The sequence below is a fragment of the Tumebacillus avium genome (assembly GCF_002162355.1).
GTDB lineage: Bacteria > Bacillota > Bacilli > Tumebacillales > Tumebacillaceae > Tumebacillus_A > Tumebacillus_A avium.
This window is the reverse complement of sequence record NZ_CP021434.1, coordinates 5,172,254-5,189,852: the sequence shown is the minus strand read 5'-3', so window position 1 is coordinate 5,189,852 and position 17,599 is coordinate 5,172,254. Positions and strand designations below refer to the sequence as shown.

Sequence of the window (17,599 nt, the reverse complement as noted above, 5' to 3'; positions counted from 1 at the left end):
TGGATTGGTCGATTTAAGACAACAAAAAAGACCGAATAAATTTATCGGTCTCAGTTGCCATTTGCGTAAATTGCATGCGGTCCGGGAAGGTCGTCGTAGGCGATTACAGCAGTTTCATTCGCTTCAATGATTCCAAATGTAATTCCGAGTAAAAGCAGTGAAACAGCAAATACTTTTTTCATATCTTCATCTCCTAGTTAAAGTAGGGATTACACTCTAACGCCAACGTAAGAGCCTTCTCAAACTCTCCCATTGCTTTATAGGAAAGGATCGCTACTTGCAGGGAGCGTGCCTTATCCTTTCTTAATTGCATTTTATCAAATTCAGCTGCGGCGTAGTAGGCACATTTTACAGATTGAGTGTAGTTGTTTGTTCGGAAATAGTATATTGATTTTATTCTGAAAAATTCGGCTACTTCAGGAGTATCTTGAACCGCGTGGTCGGAGATTAGGTTCTCAGCTTGCTCAATGTGAGTACTGGCGTTTTGAAAATTGTTGAGTTCCATTTGGACATAGGCGATTTTAGCGTGGACGAGTATTTGCCGTGGATGGTCTTTTAGGTCTCGTACTTTGTTAAGGCAGATTTCTAACTCGCTCAGTGCTTGGGTTGGATTTTCACGAACGGTGATTTCTGTAGCCACAGTGTGTTGGACGATGACGGAGAGACGGTCATGGTCGATTACGTTCAAAATTGCCTTTGTCTGATCAAAGCACTCGGAAGCTTTCACGTAGTCTTTGGCATTTTTATAAGCGATGCCGCGAGTAAACAGTGTATCGGCCAGTTTCGTGAGAGCATTTGTTTGCTCGTAATAACGCTCTGCTGCTTGAAGATAAGGGATTGCTTCTTGTGATTTATCGAGTCGGAGCAAAGCCAATGCAACATTGTACGAGATCTTTGCAGCAAGTAAGTCGAAGTCTACGAATCGGTTAATTAGAATGTTTGCTCTTGTGTAGTTGGCGTGGGCTTCGTAGTACTTTTGTTTCGAGTATTGAACACTCCCAAGGATGTTATAGATCCAGGCCATGATGTATGCATCGTGGTAGTTTAGCGCTTCAAGATGTTCGATCAGTGGTCGAAGAATGTTATGGGCTTCATCAAATCGTTTTTGTTGGAGTCGAATTTCAGCTTGATGGATTGAAAGAGTATGTTTTTGTGTCTCGGAAAGGTCGGTTTGATCCAACAAACCGTTAATAATCTCTTCCGCATCTGCTGCTCGATGTTTCTCTATAAGTACTTCGATGAGTTTTATTCTGCTTACGATCTCCATGTGCTGCTCTTCATTTTGCAGAAGCTCTCGAACCGGAATTTTGAGAGCGTCTGCTAGTTTGCTTACAAGTTCAGCAGATGGCATTGCTCGATCTTGCTCAATTGTGCTGATCCAAGAGATTGTCACACCGACCAGATTGCCTAAGTCGGTTTGTGATAGGTTTCTCTCTTTTCGCAGCTTTCGGATTCGTTGACCTAATGATTCCTGCATATCTATATCACTCGCCCGATTATTAGATTTTGGTGAATATTATATAGAAACAGTCATAAATCGGCAATGATCATAACAAATTTCTGTAACTTGTACAGTTTTATACTTTACATTAAGAATTGATGTAATCAACAACACTCTCTTATAATCATGCTGGAATGATCAGAAGGGAGTGTCGGAGATGTCAACATCGTCCCTTGGACAACGAATTAGGGAACTGCGACTGCGAAAAGGCATGACGCAAATCGAGCTTGCAAAAGGAATTTGCACGGCTAGTATGATAAGTCAAATCGAAAGCGACCGTGCACGGCCTTCTTATAAAATGCTGGTCGGTCTGGCGAACCGGCTGGAGGTGGCGCTGGAACACCTTTTGAAAGAGGTGGATCTGGAGATGGAGTATACGAGTAAGTACAAGTTGGCCATGGGGATGATGCGGGCGAAGGAGTATGGGACTGCGGTCTCGCTTTTGGAAAGCCTGTTGCAAGTGGAGCAGCATCGGATCGCAAAAGAGAATTTGATGCTGGAACTTGTACGTTGTCATCTTGGACTGGGGAATGTGGAGGAAGCGGAAAGTGGGCTGAATCTGTTGCATCAGATGGTGAATAACGGGGTTGATGATCATCTGCTGGTGCTTGTCCTGTTGTATTTAGGGAAGGTCGGGATGCTGAAGAGCGAATTTCAAATCGCGTTGTATCACACCAACCGGGCATGGGATGAGTTGCGGAAACAGGAAGAGATCGACCCGGATGTGCAGGCGAAGATTTTGCTACAGTTGGCCGCATTGCACGAGACAATTGGGAAGGCTGCAGAGGCGGTGAAATATTATGAAGAGGCTTTGCTGCTTAATCAAGGGAAGGGTGAAGATCGCGGGAGAACGTATCTACGCTTGGCGGAGCTCTGTGACCGGGCGAAGAGGTTTGAACTGGCTGAAGAGTATGCGGGGAAGGCATGCCGGCTTTTTGAAGAGGGGGCGAATCAAGAAGACCGTCAGGAGGTGCAACGCCGATTGATCTTGCTTCAGCGGGAGTCGGGCGATTGGCAGGGGTCGCTGCAAAAACTGCTGAAGATGGCTGAACAGTACGAGCAGGACGGCTGTAAGTCAAAGGCGGGGGAGGTGTACGCCGATACCGCTCTCCTCTGTTTGGAGCATGGGGAGTACGACGGTGCGTGGGTGTATGCTGACAAAGCGAGGATGGGTCTGCAGGATACGAGTCATGTAGTGGGGCACGTGCATCGTGTTTTCTCGAGTGTCTATTTTCATCGCAAGGATGAGCAGCGAGGTATGCGGCATCTGGAGAATGCGGCCAACATTTTTGAGCAACATGGGAAGGTCGCTGAGTTTGAAAAGGTCATGCTGGAGATATGCCGATTCCTGAGTGGTAGAGGGGAAGATCGGGAAGCGTTTGAGGGGATGGAGCGGCTGCACCGTTTTTTGATGGGGCAACTGCAAACGCGAGGGATTATTTTGTGAGAAGATAGGTATGAGGTGGTATCCGTGAAAAAAGGGCTACTCGCACTGGCGGGTCTGCTGGTTGTTGTCATTGTTGTTTTGTTTTTGATCCCGCGAGAAGATCCGGTGGATTATTTGTACCGTGAATTTCCTCAAACACAAGGTTGGGGCAATCTGAAAGTGGTGACGGTCACGGAAAGTGATGAGGTTGTTGCGCTTGAAGTGACTTTTGATGTGGACAAGACGTTTCAAGCGCATGAGAAGTGGATTATCAAAGATAGAAGCAAGCTGCAGGAGGTTCCAGGGGGGCAATTTGAAAAATGGCACGGGTACGTCTATTTAGTGAAGGATGGTTTGTTTACTTGGGAGGCTGTTGAGTAAGCAAAATGGATGGCAATTGTAGAGGTGTTTGTTGAGTGACTATCCGATTCTTGTTGTTTATTATTTGGGTGATTGTTTAACCTTCCAATGTAGTGCTACTCTAGTAGCAACAAATGGGAGGTGCAGCCTGTGACGAATGAAAAGCTCCTTATGGAGATCGGGAGTATGATAAGCAACACGGTGCGTGATGCCATTCGTGAGAGTGAAGAGCGTATGAAAGTGTACGTGCATGATGTTGTGCACAACGCGGTTCAAGCAAGTGAGAAACGCTTGTCGAAACAGATTCAGGAAGTGGACGAACGGCTGTCGAAACAGATTCAGGAAGTGGACGAACGGCTGTCGAAACAGATTCGGGAAGTGGATGAGCGGCTGTCGAAACAGATTCAGGAAGTGGATGAGCGGCTGTCGAAGCAGATTCAGGAAGTGGACGAGCGGCTGTCGAAACGGATTGATGGGCTGGAACAGCAGATTCGGGAAGTGGATGAACGGCTATCGAAACAGATTCAGGAAGTGGATGAGCGCTTGTCTGCTTCTATTGACAATTTGAGAGGCACGGTGCAGCAAGCTTTGGACGATACGGAGAGCATGGCCCGGCAGATCGCTGCTACTGTGGAACGGGTGGAGGGACTCACATCGAATTGTCAATGCCAGTCCGCATAGAACGTCCATCCTACTAGTAAGGAGCAGCTCACAGCTGCTCCTTTTTACTCCTCTGTTTTCATCTCCGTATCCTCAGTTTCCACGGCCAATGGATGGTCAACGAGCCAGGACTCGCCGGCGCTTTCGCTGACGCTGAAGCCGGTGGTGAAATGCCAGCCTTTGGGGTCGACTCCTAAGGCGGTCAAAACGCTGGGGACCATCTTGATGCCCAGCTCTGCGCCGAAGTATTCCATGAGATGTTGGTGAATGAAATTTTGACGGACTCGGGCATCTAGTTTTTGTACCGGGAGGGGTTTGACTTTGGCGACTTCGTCTTTCAGGGTGGTATAGGTGAAGTTTTGGCCTAGTTCGAGCCATTCGGCTTTGCGGACTCGATAGGCTTCTTGGGCGATGGCCAGACGCTTTTTGACTTCTTCTTGGTCGAGCGTGCCGAGGTTGTCTTTGTTTTGCTTCATGAAGGAGAGGGAGCCGGGATTCAGGGAGGGATACGTCGCCTCGGCAAAGATCTCTACCTTATCACGCCAGCCCTCTTTGTCATAGATATGCTCGGCGCTGTTCGAAGCGGTGAGGTCGAGCCAGGCGATGTCCCCTCCGCCTGTCGTTGGGCGCAGGACGAGGTCGGGACGCGTGCCGCCATAGGTGACCTGGGTGAGGACTGTACAATTGGCCGGTGGAGATGGAACAAAAGTGGAACCGTCTGTGCTCACCAACGACTCGATCACGTATCCAAACGTGGCAGCCATCAGGTCGACCTTCTCATTGTTGAGGTATTTGTTCCATTTGGTGATCCAGAGCTGGGTATACCCGTCTAAGTTCGCGTAGGCTCCCAGACTCGGGACGGAGAGAACATATTCATAGGCTCGTTGAACGGCCGTGTTGTAGTTTGCAAAAAATGTTTTGGCGCTCTTGATGTTGTCTTCGTTGTCCGTATTGTACTCTTCGCTCTCCAGATCGCGCTGGATCGGCTTGGCGGTGCTTCTCGACTGGAGATACTGCATAGTCGCACGGTTTCCGAACGCTTTTTGCATTTGCAAGATCGCGGCAGACTGGGCAGGCTCTTTCTTGAGCTGTTTCGATTGTTCAGGGGCTGTTGATCTGGCAGTCGCACGGGTCTGACTGGTGCGCATCGGACTCCATCTCCTTGTGTCATGTGTACCTACTATTTCGGTACGAAGTTGCAGGTTCCTGTCACGAAATTTAACAGCAATCCCAGTTATATAACACCTTCGAGAAGTCCAGGTTCCGCAGATCCTCTTCCTTGATGAAAAAGTTCGCCACCCCGGAGTCGCCCCACATGATGTCAGTTTCATCTTCTTCTTCATCGTAGTCGGTGTCGATTTGGAGCAGGAGGATCTCATAGCCGGAGTATGCGCCTTCGTCATCGCGAGGGTCTTCCTGATTAAAGCCTGGATAGCCGCCGATTTTATGCCCGATCCCGGAGAGGTGTTCGGCGCACACGTCCCACATGTCTACCGTTTCGCCGTCAACTTCTACAGCGTCTTCGAAGTTGATAGCGTCGTCGGTGAGGCTCGCAAAACGGTAGTCGTTCATGCTGACCGGCTCTGCTTGTAACTGGAAGCTAAGTGTGTATTCGCCGGAAAAAGGAACGGGACCAATTTCAACGTCATCCAGATACGAAAAATCGGTTACAAGCGACGACTCGTCGGTAACAACGTCTGAGTAATACACGGTACGGAAGTTCTTTTGGTCGATTTGATTGTCGAAATCGAGGCCGTAGAAACTGTCTGCAAAGGGGATGAAGATCTGCAAGATCCCCTGTTTCGGCATGGGGTCCAGGTGTGGGAGCTCTTCAAAATTAAGCTGTGCCAACAGCATCATCGGCTGGCCGTTTTTATCTTTCGGATGCTCGGCGGTCTTCGGGAGATAGGGATGGCCGCCAAATTTGCTGTGGTGAAGGGAGGTCGTTCCACTCGTTGCTTTGATTTGAAGAAATGGACGAGTTGTTTTCTCTAACACGCCGCGATAGGGTTCTAAGGCTGCTGGCAGCTCGATGCGGTTTTGCAATGTATGTACCCTCCTTTTTCAACTACACTAGAAAGTATATCCACTTTGCACCGGCAGAGCCTTCTCCATCACGAAGACTTTTTTCAACCCGGCCGCAAAATTGGGCAAAGGCTGCTTGCCGCTACCCGGTTGCGGGGGACGTCCGCCCATGCGCCATTGGGTCTGGTGGATCTCGCGCACTTCGGCTTCGCGCTGCTGCTGCAAGCGGCTCAAACGCTCTTTCGAAACATCGCCTGCTGCAAGCGCTTCGGTGATCACTTGCGCGGCGAGGATAGCGGTTGCTGCGGCAAGCGATACGCCGACCGCTCCGGCTGGCAGGGCACAGTGCGCGGCGTCGCCGATCAGCAGCAGACCGTCTTGGGCCCACTCTTTGACAAAATGCTGGCGGGCTTGCAGCAGATGAAACGGTTTGAAGTCGCTCAAGGTCTCGGCGAAATCGGCCAGCGCTGGGGTGGCTGCCCGCAGTTCCTCCCGCAGTGCGTCTACGCCCCGCTCGGTGATCTGTTTCCACTGCCCTTTCGGCAGCATGATGCCCGCTTGCAGTTGATCGGGGTAGCGAGGGAAGAGGATGTAGTTGCGCTGCTCTGTCATCACGAGACGGATTGAGGCCGGCCAGTCGGAAGGCATGTTGCAGATGAACCAGAGGTAGTCGCTCTCATGGTGTTCGTATTCATACTCGAACCCGCCGAGGCGGCGGATCGTTGAGAATCGCCCATCGGCACCGATCGTCACGCGGGCCCGCACTTCCACCTGTTCGCCCGCATGTTCCACGAGCACCCCGTTATACCCGGTGTCGTCTTGGAGCAGCTCTTTCACCTGCGCGTCAAACCACATCGAAAATGACGGATAGGCCTGCGCTTTTTCCTGCAGATACCCAAGCAGCACCGGTTGAGGCATCCACGCTGCAAACGGCACTTCCGCGTTCAGATCGGCAAACTCCACGCGGGCGATTCGTTCTTCCCCGCGATAGTAATCATGAGCAGCCAGGCGAACGTGCGTCTGCTGTTCCAATTCGGACCACAAGCCGAGCTGCTGCATCATCTGCACGAACCGCGTTTGCAGCACCTCGCCGCGAAATTCGCGCTCGAACTGTTTGTGCATCTCCAGCACCAGCACGTTTACGCCTTGCTTGGCAAGCAAAAGTCCCAGCAGCATCCCGGCCGGTCCGCCGCCTGCGATGCAGACGTCCGTTTGAATTGATTTCATCTCCAACACCTCCTGTTACCTCTATATTGGCATAAAAAGACCACCCTTTGAAGTGACAGGGTGGTCGATCCCAAACGCGACGAGGAACATCATCGGGATGCACATGGTGCATTGAGCGGTTCTATCAGCACGTCAAGAAGATTCGCACACAGCGTGAAACCACGCAGGTTCGAATCCCGTCCTCTCCGCCATACTTTGAACTGCAAGGGTTCATTAGGGATTTCCACAACTTGTGGAGAGACCTCTCGTATACGAGTACAGGAAATAAGCCAGGATTGACCCTGCGCATTTATAAGATTTTTTAATAAAAACGAACAGAGCATCAACAATACGTATTACGACATGGATGGAAGTGTTAAAAACTTATTGACGGGTTTACTTGATTGCTTTACCCTTACCAGTAAGGTAAAAAGATCCAGTAACGAAGACCGCAAGTTGCAACAAGTCGGCTTCCCTGCTGAAGTACTGGAAGGGATGCAAGCGGATCAAAAGCAGTACCTGATCGACCAAGGCGTAGTCGGGTACGTGGGCACGGAAAAGAAAGAATTCAAGTTCGATAAGGATGGAGTTCTCGTTGAGCAGGTGAACAATGATGGAGGTCTTGCACCGGAAGGAACCATCAGCACGTCCGACCTTTCGCTCAGCATCACCACCTCCAATCTGACGATGCAATCCGATAAGAAAAGACGGTTCACCATCACCATGAATTGGGAATGGAAAAATGCCGGCACCGTGAAACTGACAGACAAACTGGGGATGGCTTACAACTCTGACTTTGATGCTGACCCGTACACGAATGGCGGCTATACGTGCAACCACTATGGGAAGTACGTGTGGAGCGGCAATCACTGGTGGTTGAGCGATTGCGGAGGGCGTCCTTCCGACTTGAGTTATGGCGGAGTTGGTTGGAATGTTGATATCAAGATGGATTATTACGATTACGGCTGGACCTCCATGAACATTATCGCGAAGACAGCGAACACGAACTGGGACAGAAGCACATCTCTCCTTGGCAAATACGCCCACAACACGTCTCCGACCGGAGCTTTGGGGCTGAATATCGGACCGCTGACGCTTAATGTCAACGGCCTTACCTGGGACGAGGCTACCGTTCCCAAAGCCATCTGGTATTAATCGACCCATAAGAGGGTGAGCCTAAACAGGCTTGCCTTCTTCATTTTTGATTGGAGTTGACGTAATGATGAAAATCTCTTGGAAGGTGATCGGTCCCCTCGTCGTAGTCTGTACATTGATTTGGATTTTTCTGATCCCCGGACCGAGGATGACATCAATGACATCAATGTTTACAGTGATCGATAAGGTAGAGACGCAAGGCAAACTGGAGATCATCGGCTATAATCCGAATTACATGCAGGACAAACAAGTCAAAATACTCATGGAAGACCGAAGCGAATGGAACCAGATCGTCAAAAACGAATCCTACATCATCACGTACACTCAAAAAGAGAATGAGCAACCGGTTTTTGTTGAGTTTGTCCGTGAGAGGAGATAAACAAAGGAAAGTCTTGAGATTTGGTCAAGACCCCAATTTGTAGACAGAGAAAAAACACCTAGCTAGGCTATGAGCTGACGTCTGTACGCAACAGGCGTCAGCTTGTTTCGTTTTCGTTGTATTCGTTCCTCACCATCTGAATGCGGCGGTATCCGTATACCTTTTTGCGTTGCTGAAACACTGCCGGAATTTGCTCCTTCACTTGCCGGTGCCGACGATCCTGGCCTTTCCTACGGCAATAAGGTATTACCGCTTCGTGACACTCTGATACGAACAGAGTTGTTGAACGGTGTACATATGACGCGTTTCAGTGCGATGGCGGTTCCCGCGTCGATCCATAAGTCCTTTTGCACAATGTTCTGCGATCCTACGCTTTCGGCTTTTTCTTAATGATGGTTACCAGCCGGATGATCGCTGCGCAGCTCTTGCACGCGGCGGAGGCGTGCTTGGGAGACATCGCCGCCTGCGATGCAGACGTCTGTTTGAATTGTTTTCATCTTCAACACCTCCTGATACCCTCTATCTTGACATAAAAAGACCACCCTATGACGTGACAGGGTGGTCTACGCATCATGATTTCTCTTTCTCGAACAGCATGAGCAATGCCGGCATCAAGATCCCGCGGATCAGGAACGTGTCGAGCAGAATCCCGATCGCGACGATAAAGCCAAACACGAACAGGAGTTGAATCGGCATCGTCATCAGCACGGCGAATGTCGCTGCGAGCAGGAAGCCGGCGGAAGAGATGACGCCGCCGGTGGTGGAGACGGCGATTTCGACCGCTGTTTTGACCGGGTGTTTGCGGCGCTCTTCCATGTAGCGGGAGATCAGGATGATGTTGTAGTCGATCCCCAGCGCCACGAGGAACACGAAGGAGTAGAGCGGTACGCGGTTGCTGACCGCATCGATATCGAAGATGAGATCGGTCAGGAACATGCCGAGTCCAAGCGCCGACAGGAAGGACAGCAGGATCGTGCCCATCATCAGCAACGGAACTTTCAGCGAACGGGTGATGAAGATCAGCATCCCGAAGATCAGCACCGTCTCCAGCAGTACGATGACGATCAGGTCGCGGTTGTTGATCGAACGGTCATCGACTTGGTTCGCCGTTTCGCCTGCGAAATACAAGGTGCCTTGCAAACCGCTTTGCTTGACCAGGGCGGGCGCATCATCGCGCATTTGCTCCAAGGCGTCCATCGTCTCTTCCGCATACGGGCTTTCGGCGAAGGTGAGGCTGTACTTCACCGCTTGGCCATCTTCGGTGACGCCGCCCGCGCGGACGGAGTTCACCAGGGGCTGGTCGGCCAAGAGGTCGCGCAGTTTGTCTTGGTCGGCTGGCGACAGCTTCGCATCTGACTGGAACAGCACCGTTGTCGGAGCCAAGTCGCCTTTTTCGAATTTGTCTTCGAGGATTTCATAACCGACGCGGGACTGCATGTCGGCCGGGAACGATTTCATGGTGTCGAATTCGTAGTTCAGATTGAACAGGTTGGAGGCGGACAAGACCAGCAGGAGCAGGATCGCCAGCGCGGAAACCAGCGGCTTTTTGGTGACAAAACGGCCGGCTTTGCTCCAGAGCGAGTTGCGGGTGATCAGCTCATCGCCCACTTTCGGGACTTTCGGCCAGAACGATTTGCGGCCGAAGAGCGTGAACAGGGCGGGCACCAAGGTGACCGAGGCGATCATGATCACGAACATCGCCGTCCCAAAGATCGGGGCGAAGTTGCGATAGTCGCCAAACTCTGCGAAGAACAGCACGAGCATGGCGATCAGCACGGTGCCGCCCGAGAAGAAGACCGGGAGACCCGTCTCGCGCATCGCGAACTTCATCGCGTCGAATTTGCTGTCGTGATGTTTCAATTCTTCGCGGAAACGCGACAACACGAACAGCGAGTAGTCGGTGATCGCTGCAAAGAGCAGGATCGACATGATCGAGGAGGACTGGGAGGCGATCTCCAACCCGGCCAGTCCCCACAGTCCGAGCAGCTGGTTGACGACTTCGTACACAAACGCCGCAGCGACCAGCGGAATCAGGGCGAGAAGCGGCGAGCGGTAGATGACGATCAAAAGCACCAGAATCAGTCCGACCGTCGAGAGCAGCAGCACGATGTCGGCGCGCGAGAACAGGTCCAGCGTGTCGACGGCGATGCCGGCCGGGCCGGTGATGTAGGTGGTCACGCCGGTCGATTGCTCAGCCACCGCGTGAACTTGTTCGAGCCGGTCGCGCAACTCGCTGTTTTCCAGCTCCGAGTTAAAGGTGACCGGCACGACGGCGGTCGTTTTGTCTTCCGAGAAAAAGCCGGCAGCCGCTGGTGGCGGCAGTTCGGCGAAGGAGATGATCGATTCCAGACCTTCGATCCCTTTCGCGCGAATGTCGTCCAGCACGGCGGAGACGTCTGTCGTCTGTAGCTCTCCTGTTTTGGCTTGAAAGACAAGCAGGGCGGGGATCTCGTCACTGCCTTGGAACTGCTCATCCAGTTTCAGTTGAGCGATGACCGATGGGGCGTCTTCCGGCAGGGAATCAACATTGGATACTTCAAATTCTTTGGCACCTGGCACAAAAACGGCCAAGAGCATCGTGATGACCAGCCAAAGGGCCAGCGTGGTCCACATGCCTTTGCGGGTGCTTGTATAGTCGGTGATCTTGCGCAGGAAGGTCTTCACCGGTACGGTCCACCTTTCTTATTTTAAAAAATGACACTTGTGTCACCATTATTATGTGCGAAGGTGACACAAGTGTCAATTACTATTTGGTGAGCATTCCGTGGCGGAGCATCTCTTTGATCGAGGAAATCCACTCCTCATGCGGAATGCCAAAATGATTGGGGATGTTGATCGTCTGGAAAATCATGCCAAGAATCAGTCCGTCTGGCAGATTGGGGTTCAATAACTGCTCTTGACGTCCCAGTTGGAGAAAACCGTGGAGCATTTGATATAAGCTGTGATGGAATTCGTCGATCTTTTTCTGGTTCTCTGTCGCTTGCGGGTTGGCTTCACGGGGCATCTGATGGACACGGCTCATGATCTGATGGATCATGCTATGTTGGAAGATCACGTCGATCAGATAGTCAAACTGCGCCGCAAAGCCGTCTTGTTCGGGAATCTGGCGGAACTGGTCGAGCACCTTGTCGACTTCGTAGGTCATGTAGTCGGAGATGAGATCTTCTTTGTTCTGATAGTATTTGTACAGCGTACCGCGCGAGACTTCGAGTTTCTCAGCCAGAGTCCCAAAGGTCAGGCTCTCGTAGCCATGCGCGAGCAGCTGATGTCGCACTTCTTCAAATAATTGCTCTGTCGTAAACTTTCTTTCCCGTGCCACTGGCGCACCTCCTGGATCTGATACACAATCTCTGTTCTTCCTCTATATTGACATAAAAAGGGTGAGATGTTATAAAAAAATTACTGGCACTCGCTTTGTCAGAGTGCTAACAAGTGGAGAACGTTCACGATTCAAAGGGGAGAATGGACATGGAAAAAAAGCAATTTCAAGCCGAATCCAAACGACTGCTGGAAATGATGATCAACTCCATCTACACGCAAAAGGAGATTTTCCTCCGCGAGTTGATCTCCAACGCGAGCGATGCCATCGATAAGATTTACTACAAAACGTTAACCGACTCGCAGTTGGTCTTCGATAACGACAGCTACTACATCAAGATCACCCCGGACAATGACAACCGCACACTTACCATCCGCGACACGGGCGTGGGGATGACGGCGGAGGAACTGGAAAACAACCTCGGCGTCATCGCCAAGAGCGGCTCTTTGGCCTTTAAAAAAGAACATCAAGCGCAAGACGGCCACGATCTGATCGGGCAGTTTGGTGTTGGTTTTTACTCCGCGTTTATGGTGGCTGATGAAGTCACCGTCACCAGCCGTGCGCTCGGCAGCGACCAGGCGTACAAGTGGACTTCGACCGGCACGGAAGGCTACACGATCGAACCGGGCGAAAAAGACTCGGTCGGCACCGAGATCGTCTTGAAGATCAAGGACAACACGGAAGACGAGAACTACGACGAGTACCTCGATCAGTACCGCTTGAAAGCGTTGATCAAAAAGTACTCCGACTTCATCCGCTACCCGATCAAGATGGACTTCTCCGGCAAACGTCCGGTGGAAGGCAGCGACACCGAGTTTGAAGACTACCAGGAAGAACAGGTCGTCAACTCGATGGTGCCGATCTGGCGCAAGAACAAAAACGAGCTGACTCCCGAGGACTACGAGACGTTTTACAACGAGAAGCGCTACGGCTGGGACAAGCCGCTGAAGCACATCCACCTCAGCGTGGAAGGGGCGGTGACCTACCAGTCGATCCTCTTCATCCCGGAAAATGTGCCGTACGACTACTATACCAAGGAATTTGAAAAAGGGTTGGAGTTGTACTCGAACGGCGTTTTGATCATGAACAAGTGCTCCGATCTGCTGCCCGACCACTTCAGTTTTGTCAAAGGGATGGTCGACTCGGACAGCCTGTCTTTGAACATCTCCCGCGAGATGCTCCAGCATGACCGCCAGTTGAAGCTGATCGCGAAAAACATCGCCAGCAAGATCAAGAGCAACCTGCAGAGCATGCTGAACAACGAGCGGGAGAACTACGAAAAGTTCTACACCTCGTTTGGCCGCCAGCTGAAGTTTGGCGTCTACAGCGATTTTGGCGCGCAAAAGGACACGCTGCAGGACCTGCTGCTGTTCTACTCTTCGAAAGACAAGCAACTCGTGACGCTGGACGAATACGTGTCGAGAATGCCGGAGGAGCAAAAGTACATCTACTACGCGACCGGGGAATCGATCGAGCGCATCGAGAAGTCTCCGCAGGCGGAAGTGGTGCTCGACAAAGGGTATGAACTGTTCTACTTCACGGACGACATCGATGAATTTGCGATCAAGTCGCTGCGCAACTACAAGGAAAAATGGTTCAAAAACGTCTCCAGCGGCGACCTCGGCATCGAAGCGGAGGAGAACCAGTCGGAGGAAGAACAGCAGGAGAATCAAGAGCTGTTCGCCTACATGAAAGAACAACTGTCCGGCAAAGTGTCTGACGTCCGCTCCTCCAAGCGTCTGAAATCGCACCCGGTCTGCTTGACGACCGAAGGCGATGTGACGATTGAGATGGAGAAGATCTTGAGCGCGATGCCAAACAGCTCTGGCGTAAAGGCCAGCAAAGTTCTGGAGATCAACCCGCAGCACGATGTGTTCCAGTCGCTGCAGGCCGCTTTTGAAAACGACAAAGAGAAGCTCAATCTGTACACCGCTCTGCTCTACAACCAAGCCCTGCTCATCGAAGGCTTGCAGGTGGAAGACCCGGTGGAGTTTACGAACGATATTTGCAAGATTATGGTGTAAGCTTACTCGGCAACAAAAACAGCACCCTGCGCGGGTGCTGTTTGTCTTTTAAGTGCGTCGGGCCAGCGTTTTGTGCATCAGCCAGAAGGTTACGCCGCCGATGACGTACATCAGCATGTCGATCGGGTCGCTGGTGCCGTTGGAAGTGAAGAGCGGGATGAGATATTCCCAGGTGATGCCGATCCCCAAGGTCAAGACGATGCAGGAGAGCAGGGATTCGAAGCGGAGATTGCGTTTGCGATACAGGGAGAGCAGCACGTTTACAAAGGGAATGAAGACCCAGATGATCAGGACGTCGTTGAGATGTCCGTGGACGAATGTGTTGGCGGTGCTTGGTTTGAGCAGATATTCGTTGAGCAGAAAAAGGACAATGCCTGCCGCGAGCAGGATCAGGTTGTTTTTCAAGAGCATCCAACTCCTCCGTGATGATGCTTACTATCGTACCACGTGCGGTTGCATATGTTTACCAGTTGCCGCAAAATAATAATGCAGGAACTTACGAAAGGTGGAGTTGAGCGTGATCATCATCCATGCGTACATCAAAGTAAAGCCGGAACGCCGCGAGGAATACCTCGAACTGTCCAAGGGGATCGTAGCAGGGTCGCAGGCGGAAGCAGGCAACTTGGCCTATCAGTTGTTCGAAGAAGCAGGGAATCCCAATTCCTTTGTGATCGTGGAAAAGTGGAAGGATCAGGCGGCGGTTGATTTCCACAACCAGACCGCTCATTTCCAAAGCTTTATCAGCGCCGTGCCGGAGTTATTGGCAGAACCGACGCGGGTGGAACTGTTTGACGCGGTTGAGAAAAAATAAGCTCCCTGAGGAGGCTGAACGTTGTGGCAGTCACGAAAGAGCAGATTTTAGAGGCTTATCAGTTTCGGCATGCGTGCAAGGCGTTTGATCCGGCGAAGAAGATTTCCGATGAGGATTTCAATTTTTTGCTGGAAACGGGGCGGTTGTCGCCGAGCTCGTTTGGATTTGAGCCATGGAAATTTGTCGTGGTGCAGAATATGGAGCTGCGCGAACGTCTGAAGCCTGTTTCGTGGGGCGCACAGGGGCAGTTGCCGACGGCGAGCCATTTTGTGATCGTTTTGGCGCGTACGAAAGGCGACTTGCTGCCAGATTCGGCGTTCATCCAGCATATGATGCGCGAGGTGCATCAGATGCCGGAGGAGGTCGTTGGGCGTTTTCAGGAGATCTATCGGAACTTCCAGGACAACGAATTCAAGCTGAACGAGCATGACCGGCTGTTTTTCGAGTGGGCGTGCCGTCAAGCGTACATAGCGATTGGCAATATGATGACGGCAGCCGCACTGATCGGAATCGACTCCTGCCCGGTGGAAGGTTTCGACCGGGCGGCTGTGGAGGAGATTTTGACAGATGCAGGCGTGCTGAAAGGGAACTTGAGCATCGCGTGTATGGTCGCGTTTGGCTACCGTGCCGAAGACCCCGGCCGTCCGAAGTCGCGTCAGGCGATGGAAGATGTGGTGGAGTGGGTTCGGTAGGAGCAGATTGCAAGAAGCAATACATTATAAGAAAACCCGACTTTCCTCGCGGAAGGTCGGGTTTTTGTGTGGTTACAGGCCGGTGACGTTGACTTGCATGATGTTGTCGAGCGGGTATTTGCCGCCGTCGAGGTATTGGGTGGCGGCCGACTCGAAGAGGGTGTACAGGTAGCCATTGTAGAAGGCGACACCTTCGGTCATCGGCGGGGATACGAGTGCGGAGGTGCGGGACGTCGTATCGAGAAACCAGGACGGGACGGAGGTGCCGTTGATCGTCGAGTAGTAGTGCGGCGATTGGCTCAGCACGTCTTGGTAGAACCAGAGGTTGGAGTTGTTGGCACGGCCGTAAGACGAGCTCAAGGCAAATTTTCCGCCGGCCACAACGGCAGCGCCTTGGACTTTGTCCGGGATGGAGAGGACGTAATCGGGCGTCGCCGGGGTGGCGGAGTTGATCGTTTTGCCGGTTGGGAGTCCGGTGACCGGGTCGATCTGATAGCCGACCATCCACGCATGGTTGACCGCGCCGGAGCGGGTGGTTTTGTGATGGGCGGTGTCGGTCGGGTAGTTGTTGGCTTCGTAGAACTCGCCGCCCCAGAGGATGCCGTCCGCAAACATGGCAAACGATGCTTTGGCCGGCAAGGTGACGTAGTCACCCAAGTAGACGCGGCCGCGGTTCGGGACGCTGACAATGTCTTGCAGGGAAATGCGGCGCAAGGTGCTGCCGACGGTGACCCAGACATCAGTACCGGTGGCTGCGATGCCGCCGACATGCCCGGTGCTCGGCGTGCCGTTTTGGTTGTACAGGGTCATCGATTTGACCAGCTTGCCCGTCGCTGCGTCGATCGCGGTGAGCATGGAAGACTTGCCGTCTTCGCGGTAATGGGAGACGAGGAGCCAGTTCTTCGACGCTGCATAGGTCATGCCTTGCGGAACGAGGTCTTGGGCCAGCGCGGGCACGAGCGGGCCGGAGGTGCTTTTGCTGAAGAAGGTGCTGTATTCCGGGAAACTGCCGCTCGGGGTGCCGACGACCGACTGCTGCGTCACCGGGATCGACAGCGGCGCGGAGCTGATCGCAGTTTTGACTGACGGATTGTTGGAGGTGTCGACGGCTGCGACTTCAAACGTGTAGTTTTGCTCATCGTTCAGTCCGGTGACCACAGCCGATCTCGTTTCTTTGCGATAGGTGTGATAATGCACGCCGTCGACGTACACGCGGTAAAAAGCGAGGTCCGACTCGGTGTTGGCGCTCCAGTTTAGCGTCACTTGATTGCTGCCGGGCTTTGCTGTGACGCCGGTCGGACGAGCCGGGTCGATGTCATCCCACGTCGCCGGGGGCACTTGGCCGGTGAACACAGAACCTGGAGAGGCAAGGCGCTTGTCGGTGGTCAACTTGCGCATTTTGTTAGTGCCGTCGGTCGGATAGAGGTAGGGAATGCCGATGTTTTCCGCTACATCATCGACGTCATAGCTGAGCGTGCTGATTTTGACATTGTCGGACGCCGCGACAGAAATCGTGCGGTCGGCCGTGTTGGCCATCCCGGCTGCCGAGACGGTGAAGACTTGGCTGGAAGTAAGCGCAGTGCCGTAGTTGGCGTTAAAATCTGCCAAGGTCGCCGTATCGTCCGATTTGATCCAGACGACAAAGGTGCCTTTGGCCGGGATGTATTTGTCTGTGGTGATCGTCCAGTTGTAAACGGTTGGCGTTTCATAGATGATGCGATAGTTTCGCAGGTTGATCGATGAGTTCGTGTTATTATACAGCTCGATAAATTCAAAAGCGTCCGGCGTGCCGGTGGTGCCGTCGACCTTTTGGGTATCGGGCGTGACTTCGGTGATCAAAAGCTTGGGCACGGTGTACGAATTGGCGTACGTCGGTGCCGGGGCGGCAGTGAGCGCAAGCGTTGCGATCAGGAACGGGGCAATCGTTTTCGGCAGTGCGTGTCGAAACAGGTTCATGAGTACACCTCTCAGCATGGTTTATCTCCATACCGTATCACACATTGGATTTGTTTTAAATATGTAAAAATGCCTGCGAAAATAG

At 52.3% G+C, this 17,599-nt stretch carries 17 protein-coding genes; 8 read left to right on the top strand and 9 right to left on the bottom strand.

All coding sequences use genetic code 11. The features are described from left to right. Positions 1-50: 50 nt before the first annotated feature. Both CBW65_RS25235 and CBW65_RS23640 read right to left on the bottom strand, forming a co-directional pair. A complete protein-coding gene (locus CBW65_RS25235) occupies positions 51-182 on the bottom strand; it encodes a hypothetical protein (protein WP_269767981.1) in 132 nt (43 codons plus the stop codon). Between the two features lie 11 nt (positions 183-193). Then, on the bottom strand, positions 194-1,477 hold the full coding sequence (locus CBW65_RS23640; protein ID WP_087459009.1) for a helix-turn-helix domain-containing protein: 1,284 nt from the start codon (positions 1,475-1,477) through the stop codon (positions 194-196). 181 nt (positions 1,478-1,658) lie between these two features. On the opposite strand from CBW65_RS23640, the gene CBW65_RS23635 reads away from it, so the two are divergent. The 3 genes from CBW65_RS23635 to CBW65_RS23625 all read left to right on the top strand — a co-directional run bounded on the left by CBW65_RS23635 (position 1,659) and on the right by CBW65_RS23625 (position 3,968). Further along, positions 1,659-2,948, top strand: a complete 1,290-nt coding sequence (locus CBW65_RS23635) for a helix-turn-helix domain-containing protein (protein ID WP_087459008.1) — start codon at positions 1,659-1,661, stop codon at positions 2,946-2,948. 24 nt (positions 2,949-2,972) lie between these two features. Then, entirely contained in the window at positions 2,973-3,308 is a 336-nt protein-coding gene (locus tag CBW65_RS23630; protein WP_087459007.1) for a hypothetical protein, read from the top strand. 165 nt (positions 3,309-3,473) lie between these two features. Next, a complete protein-coding gene (locus tag CBW65_RS23625) occupies positions 3,474-3,968 on the top strand; it encodes a hypothetical protein (protein ID WP_157722156.1) in 495 nt (164 codons plus the stop codon). A 44-nt stretch (positions 3,969-4,012) separates the two neighbouring features. On the opposite strand, the gene CBW65_RS23620 is transcribed toward CBW65_RS23625, so the two are convergent. From CBW65_RS23620 to CBW65_RS23610, 3 genes are all read right to left on the bottom strand, one after another. Further along, the gene (locus CBW65_RS23620; RefSeq protein ID WP_087459005.1) at positions 4,013-5,095 is read right to left on the bottom strand and encodes a hypothetical protein; all 1,083 of its coding nucleotides are present in this window, start codon (positions 5,093-5,095) and stop codon (positions 4,013-4,015) included. Positions 5,096-5,165: 70 nt separating this feature from the next. After that, complete coding sequence (locus CBW65_RS23615) at positions 5,166-5,993, bottom strand: YwqG family protein (protein ID WP_087459004.1); 828 nt, start codon at positions 5,991-5,993, stop codon at positions 5,166-5,168. 27 nt (positions 5,994-6,020) lie between these two features. Then, entirely contained in the window at positions 6,021-7,199 is a 1,179-nt protein-coding gene (locus tag CBW65_RS23610; RefSeq protein ID WP_087459003.1) for an FAD-dependent monooxygenase, read from the bottom strand. Positions 7,200-7,634: 435 nt separating this feature from the next. Between CBW65_RS23610 and CBW65_RS23605 the strand changes: the two genes are divergently transcribed. Then, the gene (locus tag CBW65_RS23605; RefSeq protein WP_157722155.1) at positions 7,635-8,333 is read left to right on the top strand and encodes a hypothetical protein; all 699 of its coding nucleotides are present in this window, start codon (positions 7,635-7,637) and stop codon (positions 8,331-8,333) included. Positions 8,334-8,490: 157 nt separating this feature from the next. After that, positions 8,491-8,712 (top strand): hypothetical protein, encoded by a 222-nt coding sequence (locus CBW65_RS23600; RefSeq protein ID WP_157722154.1) that lies wholly within the window; start codon positions 8,491-8,493, stop codon positions 8,710-8,712. A gap of 570 nt (positions 8,713-9,282) precedes the next feature. Here CBW65_RS23600 and CBW65_RS23595 read toward each other — a convergent pair. Next, the gene (locus CBW65_RS23595) at positions 9,283-11,376 is read right to left on the bottom strand and encodes an MMPL family transporter (RefSeq protein WP_087459000.1); all 2,094 of its coding nucleotides are present in this window, start codon (positions 11,374-11,376) and stop codon (positions 9,283-9,285) included. A gap of 82 nt (positions 11,377-11,458) precedes the next feature. Further along, positions 11,459-12,031, bottom strand: a complete 573-nt coding sequence (locus CBW65_RS23590) for a TetR/AcrR family transcriptional regulator (protein ID WP_087458999.1) — start codon at positions 12,029-12,031, stop codon at positions 11,459-11,461. Positions 12,032-12,180: 149 nt separating this feature from the next. Here CBW65_RS23590 and htpG point away from each other — a divergent pair, with 149 nt between their 5' ends. Continuing rightward, a complete protein-coding gene (gene htpG / locus CBW65_RS23585; protein ID WP_087458998.1) occupies positions 12,181-14,055 on the top strand; it encodes a molecular chaperone HtpG in 1,875 nt (624 codons plus the stop codon). Between the two features lie 48 nt (positions 14,056-14,103). Here the strand turns inward: htpG and CBW65_RS23580 are convergent, their stop codons facing one another. Continuing rightward, a complete protein-coding gene (locus CBW65_RS23580) occupies positions 14,104-14,460 on the bottom strand; it encodes a hypothetical protein (RefSeq protein ID WP_157722153.1) in 357 nt (118 codons plus the stop codon). 112 nt (positions 14,461-14,572) lie between these two features. Between CBW65_RS23580 and CBW65_RS23575 the strand changes: the two genes are divergently transcribed. Continuing rightward, a complete protein-coding gene (locus CBW65_RS23575; protein ID WP_087458996.1) occupies positions 14,573-14,866 on the top strand; it encodes a putative quinol monooxygenase in 294 nt (97 codons plus the stop codon). A gap of 23 nt (positions 14,867-14,889) precedes the next feature. Continuing rightward, the gene (locus tag CBW65_RS23570; protein ID WP_087458995.1) at positions 14,890-15,558 is read left to right on the top strand and encodes an NAD(P)H-dependent oxidoreductase; all 669 of its coding nucleotides are present in this window, start codon (positions 14,890-14,892) and stop codon (positions 15,556-15,558) included. A gap of 72 nt (positions 15,559-15,630) precedes the next feature. Here the strand turns inward: CBW65_RS23570 and CBW65_RS23565 are convergent, their stop codons facing one another. Next, positions 15,631-17,514 (bottom strand): lamin tail domain-containing protein, encoded by a 1,884-nt coding sequence (locus CBW65_RS23565; protein WP_198299711.1) that lies wholly within the window; start codon positions 17,512-17,514, stop codon positions 15,631-15,633. Between the last annotated feature and the right edge of the window lie 85 nt (positions 17,515-17,599).

Coding starts and splice junctions, on each gene's coding strand:
- CBW65_RS23565 (WP_198299711.1), bottom strand. CDS start 17,514: ATGAACCTGTTTCGACACGCACTGCCGAAAACGATTGCCCCGTTCCTG.
- CBW65_RS23640 (WP_087459009.1), bottom strand. CDS start 1,477: ATGCAGGAATCATTAGGTCAACGAATCCGAAAGCTGCGAAAAGAGAGA.
- CBW65_RS23610 (WP_087459003.1), bottom strand. CDS start 7,199: ATGAAATCAATTCAAACGGACGTCTGCATCGCAGGCGGCGGACCGGCC.
- CBW65_RS23625 (WP_157722156.1), top strand. CDS start 3,474: ATGATAAGCAACACGGTGCGTGATGCCATTCGTGAGAGTGAAGAGCGT.
- CBW65_RS25235 (WP_269767981.1), bottom strand. CDS start 182: ATGAAAAAAGTATTTGCTGTTTCACTGCTTTTACTCGGAATTACATTT.
- CBW65_RS23620 (WP_087459005.1), bottom strand. CDS start 5,095: ATGCGCACCAGTCAGACCCGTGCGACTGCCAGATCAACAGCCCCTGAA.
- CBW65_RS23600 (WP_157722154.1), top strand. CDS start 8,491: ATGACATCAATGTTTACAGTGATCGATAAGGTAGAGACGCAAGGCAAA.
- htpG (WP_087458998.1), top strand. CDS start 12,181: ATGGAAAAAAAGCAATTTCAAGCCGAATCCAAACGACTGCTGGAAATG.
- CBW65_RS23635 (WP_087459008.1), top strand. CDS start 1,659: ATGTCAACATCGTCCCTTGGACAACGAATTAGGGAACTGCGACTGCGA.